We start from the raw sequence: 19,437 nt of genomic DNA, 5'->3' as shown, positions 1-19,437 counted from the left end.
ATCAATATGGAAAAGCCCCTGCTATCTGACAGGGGCCATTAGCTTTCCTCACCCAGTAAATATCTGATCATTTGGAAATTTATATTTTACCTTTTTTGGTTTAGTCAAAATGAAGAATAAAGTCAGTGGTCCAATCCTTCCTAAGAACATCAATATACAAATTAGGAATTCTCCTATATTTGATAGCTGTGGGGTGACACCCATTGTGATTCCGACCGTTCCAAAAGCTGAGAAAACTTCGAATAGTAATGGAAGTAAAGGTAAGCGCTCCGTTATGGTTAATGCAAAAGCAAATATAAATACTGTTGCCAAGCTTACGGTACAAATAACAAGAGAACGGATAATAATCTCTCTGGATATGGACCTTTTAAACAGCACAGGCTCCTCCTGTTGACGGAAAAATGCAATTGTTGCAGCTATAATGACAATAAAGGTCGTTAGCTTAATACCGGAAGCAGTGGAGGCACTACCTGCACCAATGAACATCAAAAGCATTGTAAATAATAGAGAAGGGTCCTCCATTAGGCCATAATCGACCATATTAAAGCCGGCAGTTCTCGGAGTTACTGCATTAAAATAAGAGGTCATAATCTTCTCTAGTAAACTCATTTCACCGATTGTATCGTTATTATTAAATTCTAAGATTAATAGAACTAGAGTTGCAAAAGTATTTATACATAGTGTCCCTATAATCATCAGCTTAGTATGGAGTGACCATACTCGAAAGCTGTTTTTACGTAATACATCAATTACTACTACAAACCCAATACCTCCAATGATTATAAGGCTCGTGATAAGTAACACTACTATAGGGTCGTTTGTAAAGTCCATTAGGTTATCTGAAAACAAAGAGAAGCCTGCGTTATTAAAGGCGGAAATTACATGAAAAAAGCTATAATAGATTGCATCGACGAAGCCATACTTCGGAATCCAATGGATCGTTAAAAGAATAATAGCCACAGACTCGATACAAACAACAAACAGGAGAATATGTTTAACTAGCTTGACGATACCTCCGATAGAGGGCTGGTTAAAGGATTCCTGCAAATAAATTCTTTGCTGTAGACCAATTTTCTTTCGGAGAAGAATAAGTATAGCGACAGCAAATGTCATTAAACCGATACCGCCACATTGTATCAAAATAAGTAAAACTATTTCCCCGAAAAGCGTAAGAGTACTACCAGGATCAAAAACGCTAAGACCTGTAACAGTGGTAGCAGAAGTTACCAAAAAGAGAGCGTCTACCCATGAGATATACGTTGTCGTCGCTATAGGCAGCTTTATCATAATTGTTCCGATAAATATTAAACAAGCAAAACTACCAGCAATAAGAACTGGCGGTGAAAAAGAGAGCTTCTTTCCCATGTGGCACTTCCTTTTAATGGATATAAAATAATAATTACTTTAATCCTATTAAGATCGGCTGTCAACAACTTGTTTGAAACAAGTTGTTAAACGAAGTATACTAAAGAAAAAGGGGGATTTTTCATTGAAAACAGAACAGCATTACTTTGAAGAAGCTAAAACGTTGGAGCAATATATGAATGATATGACAACGAAAAAAGAGGAATCCTTTAGTATTTATGACCAATTTGAAGTCCCAGCAGATGATGAATTTATTGAGATATTAAAAACAAAAAAACCGCATATACTAGCTATAACTGAAGACTGGTGTGGAGATGCTATGATGAATAATGCGATTATTCGTAAAGTTTCAGAAGCAGCAGGTCTAGAAACCCGTGCTGTATACCGCGATGAAAATTTAGAGCTTATGGATCAATATTTAACGAATGGTGGACGTTCTATTCCTGTTTATTTATTGCTCAATGACGATGGGAAAGTAATTTCTAAGTGGGGACCGCGTGCAGAGGTCGTTCAAAAATTTGTAATGGACGGTAGAGCGAAATTTCCAGATAAGGAAGATCCTGCTTTTGAAGAAACGCAAAAGAAGTTTTATGAGCAAATGACTCATGAGTTTATGACTAACAATGAATTCCATTTAGCCGTATACGAAGATATTCGTAGTCACTGGCTGCCACTTCTTCAAAACAAATAATCGAGCATTGTTTTTTATGGGAGTCGGCTATAGTCGGCTCTTTCGTACGTTAGGAACTTATTGTGAATAAATATAGTCTTTATAATTAAGAAATTGTAAAGTAGAAAGGAAATCTGTATGAAGCGTGCACGAATTATCTACAATCCAACCTCAGGAAGAGAATTGTTTAAGAAACACTTACCAGGAGTATTGGAGGCTTTAGAAATAGCAGGCTATGAAACATCCTGCCATGCGACCACAGGTGAAGGGGATGCGATTAACGCAGCCAAGAAAGCAGTAGAGAATAAATTTGATATCATAATTGCCGCTGGGGGAGACGGGACTCTCAATGAGGTAGTAGCTGGTGTAAGTGAATTTGAAAATCGCCCGAAAATTGGTGTCATTCCAATGGGAACGACAAATGACTTTGCACGAGCTGTGCATATACCAAGAGATATTCATCGAGCGGTTGAAATTATTATAAAAGGCGACACAATACCAGTTGACGTGGGTAAGGTCAATGACCGTTATTTCATTAACATAGCAGGTGGTGGTCGTATCACTGAGCTTACATATGAAGTGCCAAGTAAACTAAAAACTATGCTTGGACAGCTGGCCTATTATTTAAAAGGAATTGAGATGCTTCCATCCATAAACGCAACTAAAGTCCGTATTGAATACGATGACGAAGTATTTGAGGATGAAGCTATGATGTTCCTTGTGGGGCTTACAAACTCTGTAGGCGGCTTTGAAAAGCTAGCTCCCAACTCAAGCATTAATGATGGGAAATTCTCCTTACTAATTCTTAAAAAGGTAAATATTGCAGAGTTTATTCGCCTGGCAACACTCGCTATTCGAGGAGAGCACTTAGGAGATCCTCATGTCATTTATAAGAAAGCGACAAATATTAAAGTAACTTCTGACGATAAGGTTCTTCTGAATCTAGATGGTGAATATGGTGGTACCATTCCAGCAACATTCCATAACTTATACAGACATATTGAGGTTTTTGTACCAATCGATGAAATTCGAGAGCAGGACAGACCGTAAAATTATTGAACCCAGCACAATATACGTGCTGGGTTTTAGTGTAACTTTTTTTATGCAATCCTTCATTATTCATATTTGTTCTAATTTTACTAATAGTATGTTAGAAATCCATCTTTTTAGGGAATAATTTAAAACTAATACTGGATAAGGAATATGAAGGAGTGGAATAGTATGTATAAGAGACAAGAGAAGTATTTGATGTGGCTCGCCTTTGTAGTTGCGGGAATTATGATACTATCGATTGCTGGAAGAGTTTTTGGAGGATGAGGAGGGTTTAGCATGGGAAATGCTGATTCATTATTTTATAGTCGTGTTTTGACAGAGTTGACCTTATCATTTCATATTATTTATGCGACGATCGGCGTTGGTGTTCCTTTAATGATTATGATTGCACAATGGGTAGGTATTAAAAAGAATGATGAACATTACATATTGTTGGCAAGACGTTGGGCAAGAGGATTTGTAATTACGGTTGCAGTCGGAGTAGTTACCGGTACAGCAATTGGTATGCAGCTATCACTTTTATGGCCAAATTTTATGGAGCTAGCAGGTAATATTATTGCACTTCCATTGTTTATGGAAACATTCGCATTCTTCTTTGAAGCAATTTTTCTAGGAATTTATTTGTACACTTGGGATCGTTTTGAGAATCAGAAAAAACATTTATTATTGCTAATTCCTGTAGCAATCGGTGCTTCCTTTTCAGCGGTATTTATCACTATTGTAAATGCTTTTATGAATGCGCCACAAGGCTTTGATGTAGTAAATGGAGAGCTAGTTAACATTAGCCCCATACTAGCGATGTTTAATCCAGCGATGCCTACAAAGGTAGCACATGTAGTTGTAACAGCTTATATGACATCAGCATTTGTGTTGGCTAGTATAGCAGCCTTTCGTTTGTTAAAGGGATCTAATCATATTTATCATAAAAAAGCTTTATATTTAACGGTAAAGCTCGGATTAATCTTTTCGATTGCGACAGCCATTATCGGTGATTTTTCCGGTAAATACTTAGCGGAGTATCAGCCCGAAAAATTAGCGGCAGCTGAATGGCATTTTGAAACAGAAGAAAATGCTCCACTTATTTTATATGGGGTCTTAGACGATGGAGAAGTTAAATACGCTATTAAGATTCCTTATGCATTGAGTATACTTGCACACTTCAACCCAACTTCAGAGGTTATTGGATTGGACCAGTTCCCAGAGGATGAAACACCACCGCTTTATATACATTATCTCTTTGATATTATGGTGACAATCGGTATGGGATTAGCTGCACTTTCAGCGCTATATTGGCTAGGTAAACGATTAAAATGGGCATTTGTCGATTCTAAGTTTTATAGATGGCTTCTCGTTTTAGGAGGCCCAGCAGCTATTATAGCAATTGAAGCTGGCTGGTGGCTTGCAGAAGTAGGGAGACAGCCTTGGATATTAAGAGGAATAATGAGAGTAGAAGATGCAGCTACTACGAGTGATCAAGTAGATTTTATGTTAATCCTGTTTGCAGGTCTGTATGTGGTACTTGGAATAGGTAGCGTTGTAGTGCTTACTCGTATGTTCCGAAAAAATCCGGTTGAGCAGGAGATTAAAGATAGAAATTCAGAAAAGGGCGGTGATATTCAATGAGTCTGGAAATCATAGGTCTCACAGTTCTTTGGACATTTCTATTTGGCTATGTAATTGTTGGCTCCATTGATTTTGGTGCCGGGTTCTTTAATGCTTATAGCTTGATAACTGGGAAGCAACATATATTGAGTAATATTATTCAGCGATATTTATCCCCTGTTTGGGAGGTAACAAATGTATTTCTCGTATTTTTCTTTGTAGGAATTATTGGCTTTTTTCCTAAGACAGCTTTCTATTATGGAACAACTCTTCTTGTCCCAGCGGGTATTGCTTTAATATTGCTCGGGATTAGAGGCTCCTATTACGCGTTCGAAACATACGGGTCCAGAGGGCATAAAGGGTACTCCTTTATGTATGGTTTATCCGGATTGTTACTACCAGCCTCATTATCAACAGTCCTGACCATTTCTGAGGGTGGTTTTATCGAAATGATTAACGGCTCACCAAGCTTAGATTACAACGCCTTGTTCATCAGCCCCTTAACCTGGTCAATTGTAGCATTAAGTCTTACTTCTGTTTTATATATTTCGGCTGTTTTTTTAACATGGTATGCCAACAAGGCTGGAGATGTAAAAGCAACAAATTTGATGAGAAAGTATGCATTAATCTGGTCTTTTCCAACGATCATTACAGCTGGTGGAATTATTGTAGAATTGCGCTCGCACAACGTGGAGCATTACAATAATATGCTCGATATTTCGTGGGCCTTTGGATTGTCATTCCTATTGTTTTTAGGTACCGTCTGGTTATTATGGAAAAAAAGTAAGTATGGTTTGGCATTTGGATTATTGGCAGGACAATTCTTAATCGCCTTTTTTGCTTACGGCTTTTCCCATAAACCTTATTTGCTTTATCCATATTTAACAATCTATGATAGCTTCACAAATGAGGCAATGGCAATATCCTTAATAATTGTGTTTATACTAGGTTTAGCCTTGTTAATCCCGTCCTTATATCTTTTATTGAAGCTTTTTCTTTTCAATAAAGATTATGTCAAGGGGAAGAAGAATAATCACGCTTAGGAGGAACGAACGCTATGACTGAATTTCTAATTTTTTATGCACCCTTCATCGTACTGATCGGCTCCATTATTATTGCATTTTGGGCATCCACCAAGGATGGCCCAGTTAAGGATGAATAAGTAAAAAGGACCTCATTAGTAGAGGTTCTTTCAGAATGTAGACAAACACTATGAATTTTGGTGCTTTGCCTACAGTTTTTTTTTAAGAGATAAAGCTAGAAACGTTGATCTCCGCTACGAGCGGACGCTTTCCGCGCGCACGGCTTCAGCCGCTTCCCTCGCTAAGCTCAGTCCAGGGTCTTCAGCTCGCGCTATTCCCGCTGGAGTCACCGCTCTCCGCTCCCATCACCAGTGCTTCCTATTAAAGGAATGAACAAGCCGGTTTGGCATGGAAACCCCAACTTGAAGTAATAAGAACCAAAATGATAAGCTGCAACGGACTTTTTCGCCGATTTAACCTAGATTAATTGGAAAAGGGTTGGGAATCGAAATGGTTTCCAACCCTTTTGTCATTTATTTTTCAAAATAAGTACACTGATTTGGAGAAATGAAAGCCTCTTTGAGGCAATCATCCCTTTTCTAAGCTCCTTGCCAAGTCCATGTGGCCAGCTTTTTCAAATTCATTGCAGCAAAAGTAAGCACCGCCTGCAGGGACAATTTTTTAAGGCCTCTTAGCGTTGTCCATCGCATACCATGATTTTCTTTCGCATCTGCAAAGAACGTTCAATCGTCTCTTTGCATTTTGCATAAATTGATTTCACTTCCTGATGATGACGAAGATGTTCGACTTCTTCTAAATAATCTGCCCAAATAGGACGCTGAATCAATTTAGTAGGATTTTTACTTTCTGTACATCTGTTAAGAAGGGACAGTTTGCAGTCGAATATAGTGGCTCAACAATAGGATAGAAAAAAGAAAACTCAATAGCAGCATCTAACTTCCGTACTAAGTGATCAGAAGGAACAAGTTGTTCCATTGTTAGTATTTCAAGCTGTTCACGTTCATTGATTTGATTTTTAGTCATCATATTTATAGACCTCACTTTATTACATAGAATATTTAAGTTGATTGGAATGGAGGGACCGTGACTCCACCGGGAACAGCACGAGCGGAAGATCCACTAAATGGGCCTACCGTTGTAGGCACCATTTAGTTAGCTGGAGCCGTGCCCGGGGAAAGCATCGGTCCCGGAATGGAAATCAACGATCTTATTGTTAATTTAATTCTAAAATATAAAAAGACTGTAAACAAACCCTATTTTAAGAGTTTGTCTCAGTCTGAAAGGACCTCATTAGTAGAGGTCCTTTTTGCTTAACAATTTCTAAACAAACAAGAAAAGTGATTATGCTAAAATAGAATTAGAAGGGGTGGAGAAATAAATGAGATATGAAGTAATTATGTTCGATTTAGATGATACCTTATACGATTTTGGAATGACTGAGAAAAATGCATTTCAACAGTTATTTGTAGAATATGGATTACCAAATGGACTTCAGGATTATTTAAGCAGCTATAAGGCAATTAGTAAGGTATTATGGGATGAATTAGAAAACGGCATTACAACACTAGAACTATTAAAAATAGAGCGATTCAAACGTTTGTTTTTAGAGCATAGCCTCGAGTTAGATGTAGAAAAAGTAAGTGATAAATATATTGAAAACCTTGGAAGAGAAATTCACTTAATCGATGGTGTAGAGGAAATGCTTACGGATTTATCTGGTTGCCGTTTTGCTGTTTTAACGAATGGCTTCCAAATAGCCCAGCATGCAAGAGTCAACGGTTCTCCTTTGAATGGGAAATTTGAAGCTATAATCACTTCAGAAGAGGTTGGTTATCAAAAACCGCAGTCAGCTATTTTTGAATATGCATTCAAGAAACTAGGAATAACAGACCCGTCTAGCGTTTTAATGGTTGGTGATTCACTTACCTCTGATATACAAGGTGGGAATAATTTTGGTATTGATACTTGCTGGTTCAATCCTCAGCAAAAAGAAAATAGAACTTCTATTTTACCTACATATGAAATACAAGATTGGAAAGAGATGAAAAAAATAGTTCGAGGTCAAATGTTAGAAATTTAAGCTTTAGGAGATTCCAATATTAACAATTTTATAAAAAGAATAAACAAATCTACAAAGCAAATTGCACTCCTAATTTGTTTTATAACAAAAGAACGAAAAACAACAACGTACAAATAAACGTTGTTGTTTTTTTATTATTTGAGATTATAAAGATGCTCCTCTCATTGTATCCGCTGTAAAAGAGTGTTAAGTATTAAGCTCCGTCCCCTGTAGAATTAGCCTCTTACAATCCAACTTTTCCATTAAAAAAACAATAAAAAGATATTATAACTTCTTTTAGTTTTTTATATTAATCTCTGCATAATTTCTTCATATTTATTATCTATACTATTCGTGAGGATAATGAAAGGATAGGTGAATTTATTGTTTGACCAATTAAGTTTATTCTTGGCTTTTGGGGCGGGATTTTTGTCCTTTATATCGCCTTGTTCATTACCCCTTTATCCCGCATTTCTTTCATATGTAACTGGGGTATCTCTAAATGAACTTACACAAGATAAAGGTATGTTAAATAGAAAGGCATTGGTACATACGCTTCTTTTTTTACTTGGATTTTCATTCATTTTTATGGCATTAGGTTTCTCCACATCTTTTATAGGAACAATTTTTATTGAATACCAAGACTTAATACGCCAAATAGGAGCAATTCTTATAATATTTTTTGGTTTAGTAATACTAGGAATTATTAATTTTGACATTCTCCTTTCAGAGAAGAGAGTTCAGTTTAAAAAGCGTCCCAAGGGACATATAGGGTCTGTGTTGATTGGTATGGGATTTGCTGCTGGATGGACTCCATGTACAGGACCAATTCTTGCTGGTGTTATTGCTTTAGGGTTTTCTGATCCTGAACGTGGAATCCTATATATGTTATTTTATGTCCTAGGTTTCTCTGTCCCATTTCTCATTATGTCGTTATTTATAGGAAAAATGAAGTTTTTACAAAAAAGAAGTGAAATGTTTATGAAATTTGGAGGAACTTTAATGGTTGTCATGGGAGTCTTACTATATTTTGATATGCTGACAAAGATTATAGAATTTTTGACTCCTTTTTTTGGAGGATTTACAGGGTTTTAAATTAAATCAAAACTTATTAGAGAGTAGGTTTTTTACTATGGAAAACAAAAAGAAAAAAAGATTTTACATGCGACTTACACTTTTGACGATAATGGTTGGAGTAATTGTCTTTACCATATACACTAATTTAAGTAAAAGTAAAAATGAAGTTTTACAAGTAGGAGATACAGCGCCTGATTTTGTATTAATTGATATGAATGGAGAGAGACATAAATTATCTGATTACAGAGGTCAAGGGGTCTTTTTAAACTTTTGGGGAACTTGGTGTAAACCTTGTGAGAGAGAATTCCCGCTGATGGACAAACAGTATAAAAAAGTAAAAGACAACGGTCTTCAAATACTGGCAGTAAACATAGGTGAGTCCGATTTTAAAGTGCAAAAATATATTGATCGCAAAGGTTTGAGCTTCCCGGTTTTGATAGATAAAAATAAAAGTGTAATGGAGACATATAATATTAATCCTTTACCTACTACTTTTCTTGTTAACCCGGAAGGTAAAATTGAGAAAATAATCACTGGTGAGATGAGTGAGGAAAGCATAAAGCGATATATGCAGCAGATAATGCCTTCATAATATTTAGTTTCATTTGGTTATTTGGATTCTTTAGTGAGAAGGTGTAAATGGTTTGATGAATAGAATTTCGACAAAGTTAACAGCTTATTTTTTCATCGCTGTACTGATAATGGAAGCATTCCTTATTTTTTATCTCCATCAAAATATTGTACATGCAAGAATTGATGAGGAGTTCTCTTTATTATTAAAAAACGGATCAAATCATCGCGAGGTACTTCTTGAATACTACTCTGATACTACTATGAGACATATCGTATTGATGGAAAAGGGAAAGGAAAGAGAAGTCGTTATTACAAATAACAAAGGGGAAATCATAAATAGCTCATTTGAAAAAAATTTGCCTTTAGATGACTATATCCCACTAATAAAAAATCTGGATTCGAAAAAAGATGAAGTACTAGTTTCAGAGTGGAATGAATCACCTTATATTATAAGTGCACATCCCTATAAAGTGAGTAATGATCAATCTGGTTATGTTGTCATGTTTCAAAGTACATCTTCTATTAAGCAATTGGTGGATAAGCTAAACATGCATTTTGGAATTGCCGGTGGGACAAGTGTTATCCTCTTGTTTATCGTCTATACGGCATTATCTAGACTACTTACGAGACCTTTAATACGTATGAAAGAAGCTACGGAGAACTTAAGCAAAGGGGATTTTGCTGTGAGTCTTCCTTCCATCGGTAAGGATGAACTCGGGAAATTGTCAGGTTCTATTCAAAAGTTAGCGAATGACCTAGAAAGAATGAAAACGGAACGAAATGAATTTTTAGCTTCAGTTGCTCATGAACTGAAAACTCCTCTTACATATCTAATTGGATATTCTAATGTAGCAATGCGAAAAGAGATTAGTAAAGAAGAACGTGAGCAGTATCTTTTAATAATTGCAGAAGAGTCAGAAAGAATGAAAGAACTTGTTAAAAATTTATTAGATTTAGCAAAAATGGATGAGAATTCTTTTACTGTATCAAAGGAGTATTTTGATGCACAGCCGTTTTTTGACAACATCATCAAACTAGTTGGACCTTCTTTTGAGATGAAGAATATCAAACTAAGTTATGTATGTGAGGACAATTTTCAAGTACATGCCGATTCTTTGCGATTAGAGCAAATTGTATTGAATTTACTTGATAATGCATTGAAATACTCTAAAGAAAATACAAAGGTTTCATTGGATGTACGTAAAAAAGAGAAGAGGACAATCATTTCTGTTATTGATTGTGGAATAGGAATTCCCAACGATGAAATTAGTTTCATATTTGAAAAACTATACCGTATAGAAAAGTCACGTTCACGTTCGTTTGGTGGATCAGGAATTGGGCTTGCTGTTGTGAAGGAATTAGTGGAAGCACATGGAGGAAGCATTGAGGTTCATAGTATTTTGGGAAAAGGAAGTACATTTACAGTAATAATTTAGGATTATGTAAGGATTGAATAGGAGGTTTTGAGCGTTTATGCAGAAAATTTTGTTAGTGGATGATGAGCCTAGAATGTTAGATTTAATTGAATTATTTCTTCAGCCACTTGGATTCATATGTATGAAAGAAACAAGTGGCAAGAAAGCAATAGAGATACTGCAAAATGAGAAAGTTAATCTTGTCCTTTTAGATGTCATGATGCCAGAAATGGATGGATGGGAAGCTTGTAAAAAGATAAGAAAGTTTTCTGATGTTCCTATAATTATGCTTACAGCCAGATCTGAAAAGTTAGATTTAGTAAAAGGATTAAACACTGGGGCTGACGATTATATAACAAAACCTTTTGATGAAAAAGAGTTGGTGGCAAGAGTTAATGCAATATTACGCCGGTTATCTGTGAATGAATTGGAGGAAGTGTCTATAACTTACGAAGCTTTTAGACTAAATAGGGAGACTTATTCATTACAATACCATGAAGCAATCGTACAACTAACATTGAAAGAATTTTATATTATTGAAGCATTAATTACTCGCCCCAAAAAAACATATACACGCGAAGAGCTATTGAATGCTGCATGGGAATTTAGCACATATACAGACACAAGAACGGTAGACTCACATATACGCAATTTGAGAGAAAAATTGAAAGCTAATGGTTTCCCTATTGATGAATTTCTTAAGACGGTATGGGGAATCGGATATAAATGGAGCTAAGGGAGTTATATTAAAATGAAAAAATATAAATTTTTAATTGGTTTAATTGTAATATTATTTCTCCTGTCTGCATGTAACTCAAATGAAAAGGAAGGATATTTATTTAACGAAGTTAAAAATAATAAAATTGATCATATACACGGTATGGGATATATAAATGGAGGAAACGAATTTGCCATTGCAACACATTTAGGATTATATGAATATGGCAAAGAAGGATGGAAAGAAGCAAATAGTCAAAAACATGATTATATGGGCTTTCAAGCTGTACGAGAAGGATTTTTCTCAAGTGGTCACCCAGAAGAAGGAAGTGAATATAAAAATCCTCTAGGTCTTATAAAGAGCAACGATAAAGGAGCAAGTTTCGAACAATTAGCTTTTTATGGAGAGATTGATTTTCATTATCTTGCGGCTGGCTATGATTCAAATACAATTTACGTATTAAATGAAACACCCGTTAAAGAGATGGATGTAGGTTTACACTATTCTGTAGATGAAGGTGTTTCTTGGAAGAAGGTTGCTATGAATGGATTTACGTCAGATTATATTTCCAATTTGTCTGCACACCCAACGTATAAGCAAACTATTGCTGCAGCAAGCAAGGATGGATTATTTATTTCGGATGATTATGGACAAAATTTTAAACGGAAGAATGATACTAATAATATCACGTATGTAACATTTAATGAGACAGGAGGTTATTATTCTAATTTTGATAATGATAAGGTATTTCTAAAATCTTTCATGATAGAGAATAGTGAGGAAACAGAAATTGAACTACCATCTGATTTAGAAATGGATCCCATTATCTTTATTGCAATAAACCCAGGGAATCTAAAAGAGATCGTAATAGCTACAAACAATAATAATATTTATGTAACAAAAGACGAAGGATTTTCTTGGGATAAACTCGCTTCAAATGGTGAGTTATCAATATAAGAAAATAGAAGGTGAATTTAGATGTACAGTTTGATGTCAAAGATAAGTCAAACAATAAGTAACCCAGTTACTGATTTCTTACACTCCTTCGAACATTTTCCGATTGTAGTCGCACTTCTACTTGGTTTAATTGGGGCGGCTGCACCTTGTCAATTAACGGGGAATTTAAGTGCTATTACCTTTTATGGAAATCGAACAATTCAAATGAAGGGGAATTGGGGAGAGATTATATCTTTTATCGTAGGGAAAATCGTTGTATTTAGTTTAATTGGATTATTGGCTTGGATATTTGGTCAATCCTTTGAGACAAAAATGACAGAGTTCTTCCCAATATTTCGTAAAGCGATTGGGCCACTTATGATGGTTACAGGTCTTGTACTTTTAGGGATTTTTAAGTTTGGCTTTATTAATAGATTAACTATGCGCATCCCATTGGTATTAAAAGAAGGGAAGTTAGGTTCTTTTCTATTAGGAGCTAGTTTTTCATTAGCATTTTGTCCTACAATGTTTATCTTATTTTTTGTTTGGTTAATGCCTACTGTTTTATCAACCTCTTATGGTTTTGTCTTACCTGCAGTATTTGGATTTGCGACGTCCTTACCGCTAATTCTTTTGTTTATATTAATTTGGTTATTTGATGCAAGGCAATTAATAATGAAAAAAAGTATGAAGCTGGGAAAAGTTATTCAGAATTTAGCAGGCATTATAATTCTTATGATAGGACTTTTTGACACAATCACTTACTGGGAAATATAAGCTTTTTGGTCAATTATTTATGGGGAAGTTCTGCATAGTTTTTTCATAATTTCAGTGTATGATTGTCTTCAACAACAAAGTTTCTTTTGTTGTGTGTAATTAATAAAGATTGAGGAGGATTATAATGAAAAGAAATTTAATAATAGGTACCATTTTGTTGGTTGTTGTAATGATTATTTCTGCTTGTGCTAGTGATGAGAAGGAAACCAATACAAACCCTAATCCTAATAATATGAACATGAATGAAAGTTCTGGCGAGAGTATGGAAGGTATGGATCATTCTAATATGGACATGTCTGGGTCTGGTGAAGTTCCTGACGGATTGAAAGTAGCTGAAAACCCAACTTTTGAAATTGGCAGTCAAGCGATTTTAGAGACTGACCATATGAGCGGCATGAAGGGTGCAGAAGCAACTATTGTAGGAGCTTATGATACATCTGTATATGTCATTTCTTATACTCCAACAACTGGTGGCAAAAGGGTGGAGAATCACAAATGGGTAATTCAAGAAGAAATAAAAAATGCCGGTGATCAACCTTTAAAACCAGGAACAGAAGTTACCATTGAAGCTGACCATATGGCTGGAATGGAAGGTGCTAATGCAGAAATTGACTCATCAGAAGCTACGACCGTATATATGGTAGATTACATTTCAACTACAGACGGGGAAGCAGTTACAAATCATAAGTGGGTAACAGAAAGTGAACTATCAGCAAAATAGACTAAAATTTTTATAACTTTCACGAAAGAGTTTGTTTGAAGTTGCGGAAGAAATGTCTATATTGCAGAACAGATACTTCTTTCTAAAAATTACTTTCTAAAAATAAAAATGGCGTTGATGCCATGCTGCTTTTTTAGGTTGTATAGACTATTATCAAAAAGACATTTAATGTATTTTGAGATTTTAAAAATTATATTTTTTTTTAATATATAATTTTATGATTTTCCAAAAAATGTATACTTTTCTTTTGTTTAATGAGATACTATGGTAATAACAATGATAAATTGTTAATGCCATAAATTGGAGTTGAACATGTTTGTGATTGCACGTAGCACGAATGGTGTTACAGAAGTGTTGAAAAATTCAAATAGCCAACTGATAAAAGTATTTTACAATCTTGAAGAGGCCGAGCAATTTGTAGCTCGGTTAAACAAAAGCATACTACCTGAGAAGCAGTGGACTGTCATAGAGGATTCATTAATGTTAAAGTTAAACGAGTAAGGAAATTTTCCTTACTTTTTTTTGTGGGTAAAATAAGTGAGAAATTTAATACACTTAAGCTAACTGATACTATTGGACGCCTATATTTGATATAATAATATCCATTACACAAGAACGGAGATTTAAAGTGAACACACCAGTAAAAAAGAATGATCAGTTAGCGGTTTATATAGAGGATTTGACACATGATGGATCTGGCGTTGCTAAGGTCGACGGCTATCCACTATTCATACATGGTGGTCTGCCAGATGAAAAAGCGGAAGTACGTGTTTTAAAGACATTAAAGAACTATGGCTTTGCCAAATTATTAAATATTGAAGAGCCCTCCCCATTTCGCGTAGAAGCTCCATGTCCTGTATTTTATGAATGTGGCGGCTGTCAGCTCCAGCATATCAATTATGAAGGTCAGTTAAAATGGAAAGAAAATATGGTTCGAAATGTCATGCAACGATTAGGCAAGATTGATGCGCCAGTATTACCTGTAAAAGGAATGGACAACCCTTGGGAATACCGTAATAAATCTCAAATTCCATTTGGTTTAGCGGATGGAAAGGTGATTGCAGGGTTTTATCAGGCGAAGTCTCACAGAATTGCAGACACTCCAACTTGTTTGATCCAATCGGATGAAGCTGATCGATTGATGAGAGCATTCAAGGAAAAGGCATTAGAGCTAGACTTAGTCCCTTACAATGAAGACACAAAAAAAGGTCAGCTGCGTCACTTAGTAGTCCGTAAAGGCAGAGCAACTGGCGAGGTGATGGTCGTTTTAGTAACAAAGCATCCTAAGCTTTCAAAGAAAGAAGCAATTATTGAACTAATTAGAGAAGCAGAACCAAAAGTCACCTCGATTATGCAAAATGTTAATTCAAGAAATACGAACGTCATCTTCGGAGACGAAACAAACCTATTGTGGGGGAAACCAACGATTGAGGATTTAATCGGAGATGTTCGATTTGAAATATCTGCTCGTTCCTTTTATCAGGTAAACCCAGAGCAGACAGAAGTATTATATAAACAGGCACTCGATTATGCTCAGCTTTCAGGAGACGAGACTGTAATTGACGCTTATTGCGGAATTGGTACAATTTCATTGTTCCTTGCGCAAAGAGCGAAGCAAGTGTTGGGTGTAGAAATTGTCCCTCAAGCGATTGAGGACGCAAAAAGAAATGCTGAGCTAAATGGCTTCACTAACACATACTTTGAAGCTGGCCCAGCAGAGGAAGTCATTCCACGGTGGTACAAGGAAGGAAAAAATGCTGATGTTCTAGTAGTGGATCCCCCGAGAAAAGGCTGCGACGAAGCACTTCTGACGACAATCATAGAGCAACGCCCAAAACGTGTAGTTTATGTCTCATGTAACCCAGCAACACTTGCACGTGATCTTCGCATTTTAGAAGATGGAGGCTATAAGACACAGGAAATTCAACCAGTGGACATGTTCCCGCAGACGACACATTGCGAAGCGGTTGCTTGGCTGGAGTTATCATAAGTTTTCACAAACGAATTCTGATTTTGGAATTCGTTTTTTTTATTTTTCTCTTACCTAAATTAAGCCTGGAAGAAGCTCCTACTTATGATATAAATTCAATACATCTACTAGGGTCTTTGATTCATTTTTAAATTCGTACTTGAAACGTCGTGATTATTATCTTGTTTGCCGTGGTTCTTTCAGTTAAACTTAGTGTAATTAAATGAATTTGCAGGGGGACACGTTTGTGTTGAGAAGGTAAAACCTGACCCTTAGAACCTGGCTGTTAATACGGACGTAGGGAGCAAAGTACACGATGATCAATATGTACTTACTTAAGCTCCGCGTATTATTTACGTGGAGCTTTTCTTTTGCAAATACTTTAATTGCGGGGGGACACATTGTGTTGAGAAGGTTAAAACCTGACCCTTAGAACCTGACAGTTAACACTGGCGTAGGGAGCAATCATGGGTGTAGTCTACACTTTTTGGGCGTCTCTATTAGAGGCGCCTTTTTTGCACTTACGTCCACCAATTAAGGAGGACAAAAAAATGGAGTTTTGTGAAAAAGTTAGACAGGAGACGCAATTTTATTGGGAGGCTAGTTTTAACCATCCGTTTGTGCAAGGTATTGCTGATGGTAGTTTACCACTCGAAAAGTTCAAGTTTTATATGCTACAGGATGCGTATTATTTAAAGCATTACACAAAAGTCTTAGCTTTAGCAGCTGCAAAGGCAACAAATGATGAGGACATTCAGTACTTTTTAAACAGTGCGAGATTTATTCATGAAGCAGAGCTTGAGCTTCACCGTACAACTTTTCAAGACTTAAATGTAACGGCCGAAGAAATTGAAAATTTTGAGGTGGCACCAGCTACTTATAATTATGTGAGTCATATGTACAATGCAGTCCATAATGGCGATGTAGCAGAAGCATTTGCTGCTATATTACCTTGCCCTTGGCTCTATCAAGAAATTGGGCAACAGCTTAAGTATGCTCGTCCGAATATACCGCTGTATGCGCAATGGATTGCATTATATGCATCTGACGAAATGCTTCAATCGATTAATAAGCAAAAGTCGATGTTAAATCGTTTTGCGAAGGAACAGCCCATGAAACAAAAGGTTTTAAAGGCACATTTTGAAAAAAGCTGTTATTACGAGTGGATGTTTTGGGAAATGCCATGGACGATGCAAAATTGGACAAAAGGGGTGTATATGAATGAGCCTACAAAAAATTAATCTACAAAAACCTTTAGTGCATTGTATCACCAACTATGTCGTGGCCAATTTTACAGCAAATGGCTTACTAGCAATAGGAGCTTCACCTGTGATGGCCGATGCGGTTAAAGAAGCGGCGGAAATGGCATCAAAATCGAATGCGCTTTTATTAAATATCGGCACATTAAATGAACAGACTATAAAATCAATGCTTCTAGCAGGAAACAGTGCGAATGTGAAGAACATTCCTATAGTTTTTGATCCCGTCGGTGCAGGGGCAACGAATTTTCGATTAGAAACAACGATGGAAATATTACAACAACTTAAAATTAATTTAATTCGGTGTAATGTCGGAGAACTCGCGGCTATTGCAGGTGTTACTTGGCAAGCAAAAGGCGTCGATAGTGGCGTGGGTGAACTTGATGTAGCTGAGACGGCCATGCATGTTGCAAACAAATATAACTGTCTTGTGATTGTGACAGGTAAGCAAGATGTGATTACAGATGGTATCAGAATAGAATGGATCGTAGGTGGTCATGAAAAGGTAACGAAAATGACAGGAAGTGGCTGTCTATTAAGTGCCCTTTGTGCAGCAGAGCTCGCAAGCTGTGAAAATGCATTCGAAGATCTTGCGAATCTACTTCGTGATTATAAACAAGCAAGCTCAAATGCGTATTCAACGATTGGGACATTCCATATGAATTTTCTAAATCAACTTGAATATTTAGCGGAGGGACACCAATGATTACATTAACGATAGCGGGTTCAGATAGTGGAGGCGGAGCAGGCATTCAGGCAGATATTAAAACGTTTCAAGAGCTTGGTGTATTTGGTACAAGTGTTATCACTGCCTTAACCGCCCAAAATACGTTAGGTGTACATGGCATTTTTCCAACAACAGTACAATTTGTAGAAGCACAATTGAAGGCGGTCCTTGAAGATTTTAATGTGACAGCGATTAAAACAGGCATGTTATTTAATTCAGAGATTATTGAGTGTGTCGCTGCTACACTTAAAAATAGAGGCTTACCTCTTATCGTTGACCCTGTGATGATTGCGAAGGGCGGCGCCAGCTTGCTTCAACAAGAGTCTATACAAGCTCTTAAAAATAAGCTGCTACCCATTGCAACTGTTTGCACACCAAATATACCAGAAGCCGAGGTCATAAGTGGTCGCTCCATTCATACGGAACAAGAACTATTTCTAGCTGCTCAAGATATTATCTCCCTTGGGGTACAATGTGTGGTTATGAAAGGTGGACATTTAGCTGGTGACAAAGCGATTGATGCGGTGTTTATAAAAGGGGAGGTTCCTTTTGTCTTAGAAACGAATCGATTTGAAACTAAACATACGCACGGAACAGGCTGTACATTTTCAGCAGCATTAACAGCAGAAATAGCAAAAGGAAAATCTTTGCAAGAAGCCGTTTTGGAAGCGAAAAAATTTGTCCATTTAGCGATTAGCAATCCATTAAATATTGGGCATGGTTTTGGTCCAACGAATCATTTTGTCTATCGTCAGCTTGAGGGGAAGTGTGATGTTGTATGTCACTAAATCTCGATAAATATTTTATTATGGGTACGATTAATTGTAGGCGTGATCCTTTAGTGGTGTTAGAAGCAGCATTACAAGCCGGTATTACGATGTTTCAATTAAGAGAAAAGGGTGAAAATGCACTTACTGGCGATTCCTATGTACAATTTGCACGTAAATGCCAAAGTTTATGTCACGCTTACAAAGTGCCATTTCTAATAAATGACGATGTAGAGCTAGCCTTAAAGCTTAATGCTGATGGGATTCATGTTGGTCAGGATGATTTAAATATTGAAATGTTTCGTAAGCGTGCAGAAAATAAAATCATCGGTGTTTCTGTGCATACGATGGAGGAACTGGAAAAGGCGATTGCAAATGGTGCAGATTATGTTGGGATTGGACCCATTTTTGAAACATCATCAAAAAAAGATGCCGAACCACCAGCAGGGGTTGCATTTTTAAAGAAAGCAAGAACTGACTATCCGAATGTCCCCATTGTAGCAATTGGTGGTATTTCACCAACAAACAGTAGCATCGTACGTGAAGCTGGGGCTAATGGTGTTGCAGTTATTTCTGCCATTAGTCTTAGTGAAGATATTTGGAAGACTGTTAGAGAAATTTAAAGTGAATTTTCGTAGTTAATACAAATATAATTTGTTATAAAATCTATAACTTCATTAATCATTATACGCATTGAAGTATGAAG

21 protein-coding genes, 1 pseudogene and 2 riboswitches are annotated in these 19,437 nt (G+C 36.4%); of the genes and pseudogenes, 19 read left to right on the top strand and 3 right to left on the bottom strand.

All coding sequences use genetic code 11. From position 1 onward, the window contains the following. Positions 1-48: 48 nt before the first annotated feature. The gene (locus H9650_RS17645) at positions 49-1,365 is read right to left on the bottom strand and encodes a TrkH family potassium uptake protein (RefSeq protein WP_151112741.1); all 1,317 of its coding nucleotides are present in this window, start codon (positions 1,363-1,365) and stop codon (positions 49-51) included. A 124-nt stretch (positions 1,366-1,489) separates the two neighbouring features. On the opposite strand from H9650_RS17645, the gene H9650_RS17640 reads away from it, so the two are divergent. The 5 genes from H9650_RS17640 (at position 1,490) to cydS (ending at position 5,852) form a co-directional block, all read left to right on the top strand. Then, complete coding sequence (locus H9650_RS17640) at positions 1,490-2,056, top strand: thioredoxin family protein (RefSeq protein WP_191697794.1); 567 nt, start codon at positions 1,490-1,492, stop codon at positions 2,054-2,056. 117 nt (positions 2,057-2,173) lie between these two features. Next, a complete protein-coding gene (locus H9650_RS17635) occupies positions 2,174-3,085 on the top strand; it encodes a diacylglycerol kinase (RefSeq protein ID WP_191697793.1) in 912 nt (303 codons plus the stop codon). Positions 3,086-3,364: 279 nt separating this feature from the next. After that, positions 3,365-4,711: a cytochrome ubiquinol oxidase subunit I gene (locus tag H9650_RS17630; RefSeq protein ID WP_151112747.1), complete on the top strand. Its 1,347-nt coding sequence runs from the start codon at positions 3,365-3,367 to the stop codon at positions 4,709-4,711. Further along, a complete protein-coding gene (locus H9650_RS17625; RefSeq protein WP_154309970.1) occupies positions 4,708-5,733 on the top strand; it encodes a cytochrome d ubiquinol oxidase subunit II in 1,026 nt (341 codons plus the stop codon). Before H9650_RS17630 ends, H9650_RS17625 begins: the two co-directional genes overlap by 4 nt. Before the next feature lie 14 nt (positions 5,734-5,747). Next, positions 5,748-5,852, top strand: coding sequence for a cytochrome bd oxidase small subunit CydS (gene cydS, locus H9650_RS20910; RefSeq protein ID WP_404814919.1), 105 nt, complete (start codon positions 5,748-5,750; stop codon positions 5,850-5,852). 459 nt (positions 5,853-6,311) lie between these two features. On the opposite strand, the pseudogene H9650_RS17620 reads toward cydS, so the two are convergent. Both H9650_RS17620 and H9650_RS17615 read right to left on the bottom strand, forming a co-directional pair. Continuing rightward, a pseudogene (locus H9650_RS17620) lies at positions 6,312-6,598 on the bottom strand (transposase); the annotation flags it as partial. Further along, entirely contained in the window at positions 6,556-6,759 is a 204-nt protein-coding gene (locus tag H9650_RS17615; RefSeq protein ID WP_191697792.1) for a hypothetical protein, read from the bottom strand. The gene H9650_RS17615 and the pseudogene H9650_RS17620, both read right to left, overlap by 43 nt. Positions 6,760-7,111: 352 nt before the next feature. Between H9650_RS17615 and H9650_RS17610 the strand changes: the two genes are divergently transcribed. The 14 genes from H9650_RS17610 to thiE all read left to right on the top strand — a co-directional run bounded on the left by H9650_RS17610 (position 7,112) and on the right by thiE (position 19,354). After that, on the top strand, positions 7,112-7,813 hold the full coding sequence (locus H9650_RS17610; RefSeq protein WP_151112750.1) for a YjjG family noncanonical pyrimidine nucleotidase: 702 nt from the start codon (positions 7,112-7,114) through the stop codon (positions 7,811-7,813). A 363-nt stretch (positions 7,814-8,176) separates the two neighbouring features. Continuing rightward, entirely contained in the window at positions 8,177-8,887 is a 711-nt protein-coding gene (locus tag H9650_RS17605; protein ID WP_191697791.1) for a cytochrome c biogenesis CcdA family protein, read from the top strand. A gap of 37 nt (positions 8,888-8,924) precedes the next feature. After that, positions 8,925-9,461 carry a thiol-disulfide oxidoreductase ResA gene (gene resA, locus H9650_RS17600; RefSeq protein WP_191697790.1) on the top strand — a complete coding sequence of 179 codons (537 nt, stop codon included), beginning with the start codon at positions 8,925-8,927 and terminating at the stop codon, positions 9,459-9,461. A 55-nt stretch (positions 9,462-9,516) separates the two neighbouring features. Further along, positions 9,517-10,878, top strand: a complete 1,362-nt coding sequence (locus H9650_RS17595; RefSeq protein WP_191697812.1) for a sensor histidine kinase — start codon at positions 9,517-9,519, stop codon at positions 10,876-10,878. A 37-nt stretch (positions 10,879-10,915) separates the two neighbouring features. Continuing rightward, positions 10,916-11,593, top strand: a complete 678-nt coding sequence (locus tag H9650_RS17590; RefSeq protein ID WP_191697789.1) for a response regulator transcription factor — start codon at positions 10,916-10,918, stop codon at positions 11,591-11,593. A gap of 15 nt (positions 11,594-11,608) precedes the next feature. Then, positions 11,609-12,532 carry a F510_1955 family glycosylhydrolase gene (locus tag H9650_RS17585; RefSeq protein WP_151112758.1) on the top strand — a complete coding sequence of 308 codons (924 nt, stop codon included), beginning with the start codon at positions 11,609-11,611 and terminating at the stop codon, positions 12,530-12,532. 21 nt (positions 12,533-12,553) lie between these two features. Then, positions 12,554-13,288 (top strand): urease accessory protein UreH domain-containing protein, encoded by a 735-nt coding sequence (locus H9650_RS17580; protein WP_151112760.1) that lies wholly within the window; start codon positions 12,554-12,556, stop codon positions 13,286-13,288. A gap of 124 nt (positions 13,289-13,412) precedes the next feature. Next, on the top strand, positions 13,413-14,009 hold the full coding sequence (locus H9650_RS17575) for a YdhK family protein (protein WP_151112762.1): 597 nt from the start codon (positions 13,413-13,415) through the stop codon (positions 14,007-14,009). Between the two features lie 312 nt (positions 14,010-14,321). Further along, positions 14,322-14,510, top strand: a complete 189-nt coding sequence (locus H9650_RS17570) for a hypothetical protein (RefSeq protein ID WP_144542031.1) — start codon at positions 14,322-14,324, stop codon at positions 14,508-14,510. A 127-nt stretch (positions 14,511-14,637) separates the two neighbouring features. Beyond that, complete coding sequence (rlmD, locus tag H9650_RS17565; RefSeq protein WP_191697788.1) at positions 14,638-15,999, top strand: 23S rRNA (uracil(1939)-C(5))-methyltransferase RlmD; 1,362 nt, start codon at positions 14,638-14,640, stop codon at positions 15,997-15,999. A gap of 202 nt (positions 16,000-16,201) precedes the next feature. Next, a riboswitch (TPP riboswitch) is annotated at positions 16,202-16,299 on the top strand. A gap of 59 nt (positions 16,300-16,358) precedes the next feature. After that, a riboswitch (TPP riboswitch) is annotated at positions 16,359-16,456 on the top strand. Between the two features lie 73 nt (positions 16,457-16,529). Continuing rightward, the gene (gene tenA, locus H9650_RS17560; protein WP_144542041.1) at positions 16,530-17,219 is read left to right on the top strand and encodes a thiaminase II; all 690 of its coding nucleotides are present in this window, start codon (positions 16,530-16,532) and stop codon (positions 17,217-17,219) included. Further along, positions 17,200-17,943, top strand: coding sequence for a hydroxyethylthiazole kinase (thiM, locus tag H9650_RS17555; protein ID WP_144542043.1), 744 nt, complete (start codon positions 17,200-17,202; stop codon positions 17,941-17,943). The genes tenA and thiM overlap by 20 nt, the downstream gene beginning before the upstream one ends. Then, positions 17,940-18,752 (top strand): bifunctional hydroxymethylpyrimidine kinase/phosphomethylpyrimidine kinase, encoded by an 813-nt coding sequence (gene thiD / locus H9650_RS17550; protein WP_191697787.1) that lies wholly within the window; start codon positions 17,940-17,942, stop codon positions 18,750-18,752. Before thiM ends, thiD begins: the two co-directional genes overlap by 4 nt. After that, positions 18,743-19,354: a thiamine phosphate synthase gene (gene thiE / locus H9650_RS17545; RefSeq protein ID WP_191697786.1), complete on the top strand. Its 612-nt coding sequence runs from the start codon at positions 18,743-18,745 to the stop codon at positions 19,352-19,354. The genes thiD and thiE overlap by 10 nt, the downstream gene beginning before the upstream one ends. Positions 19,355-19,437 lie beyond the last annotated feature (83 nt).

This window comes from Psychrobacillus faecigallinarum, assembly GCF_014836595.1.
Taxonomy (GTDB): Bacteria; Bacillota; Bacilli; order Bacillales_A; family Planococcaceae; genus Psychrobacillus; species Psychrobacillus faecigallinarum.
Note: the sequence above shows the minus strand (reverse complement) of the source record. Positions and strands in the feature narration are given on the sequence as shown.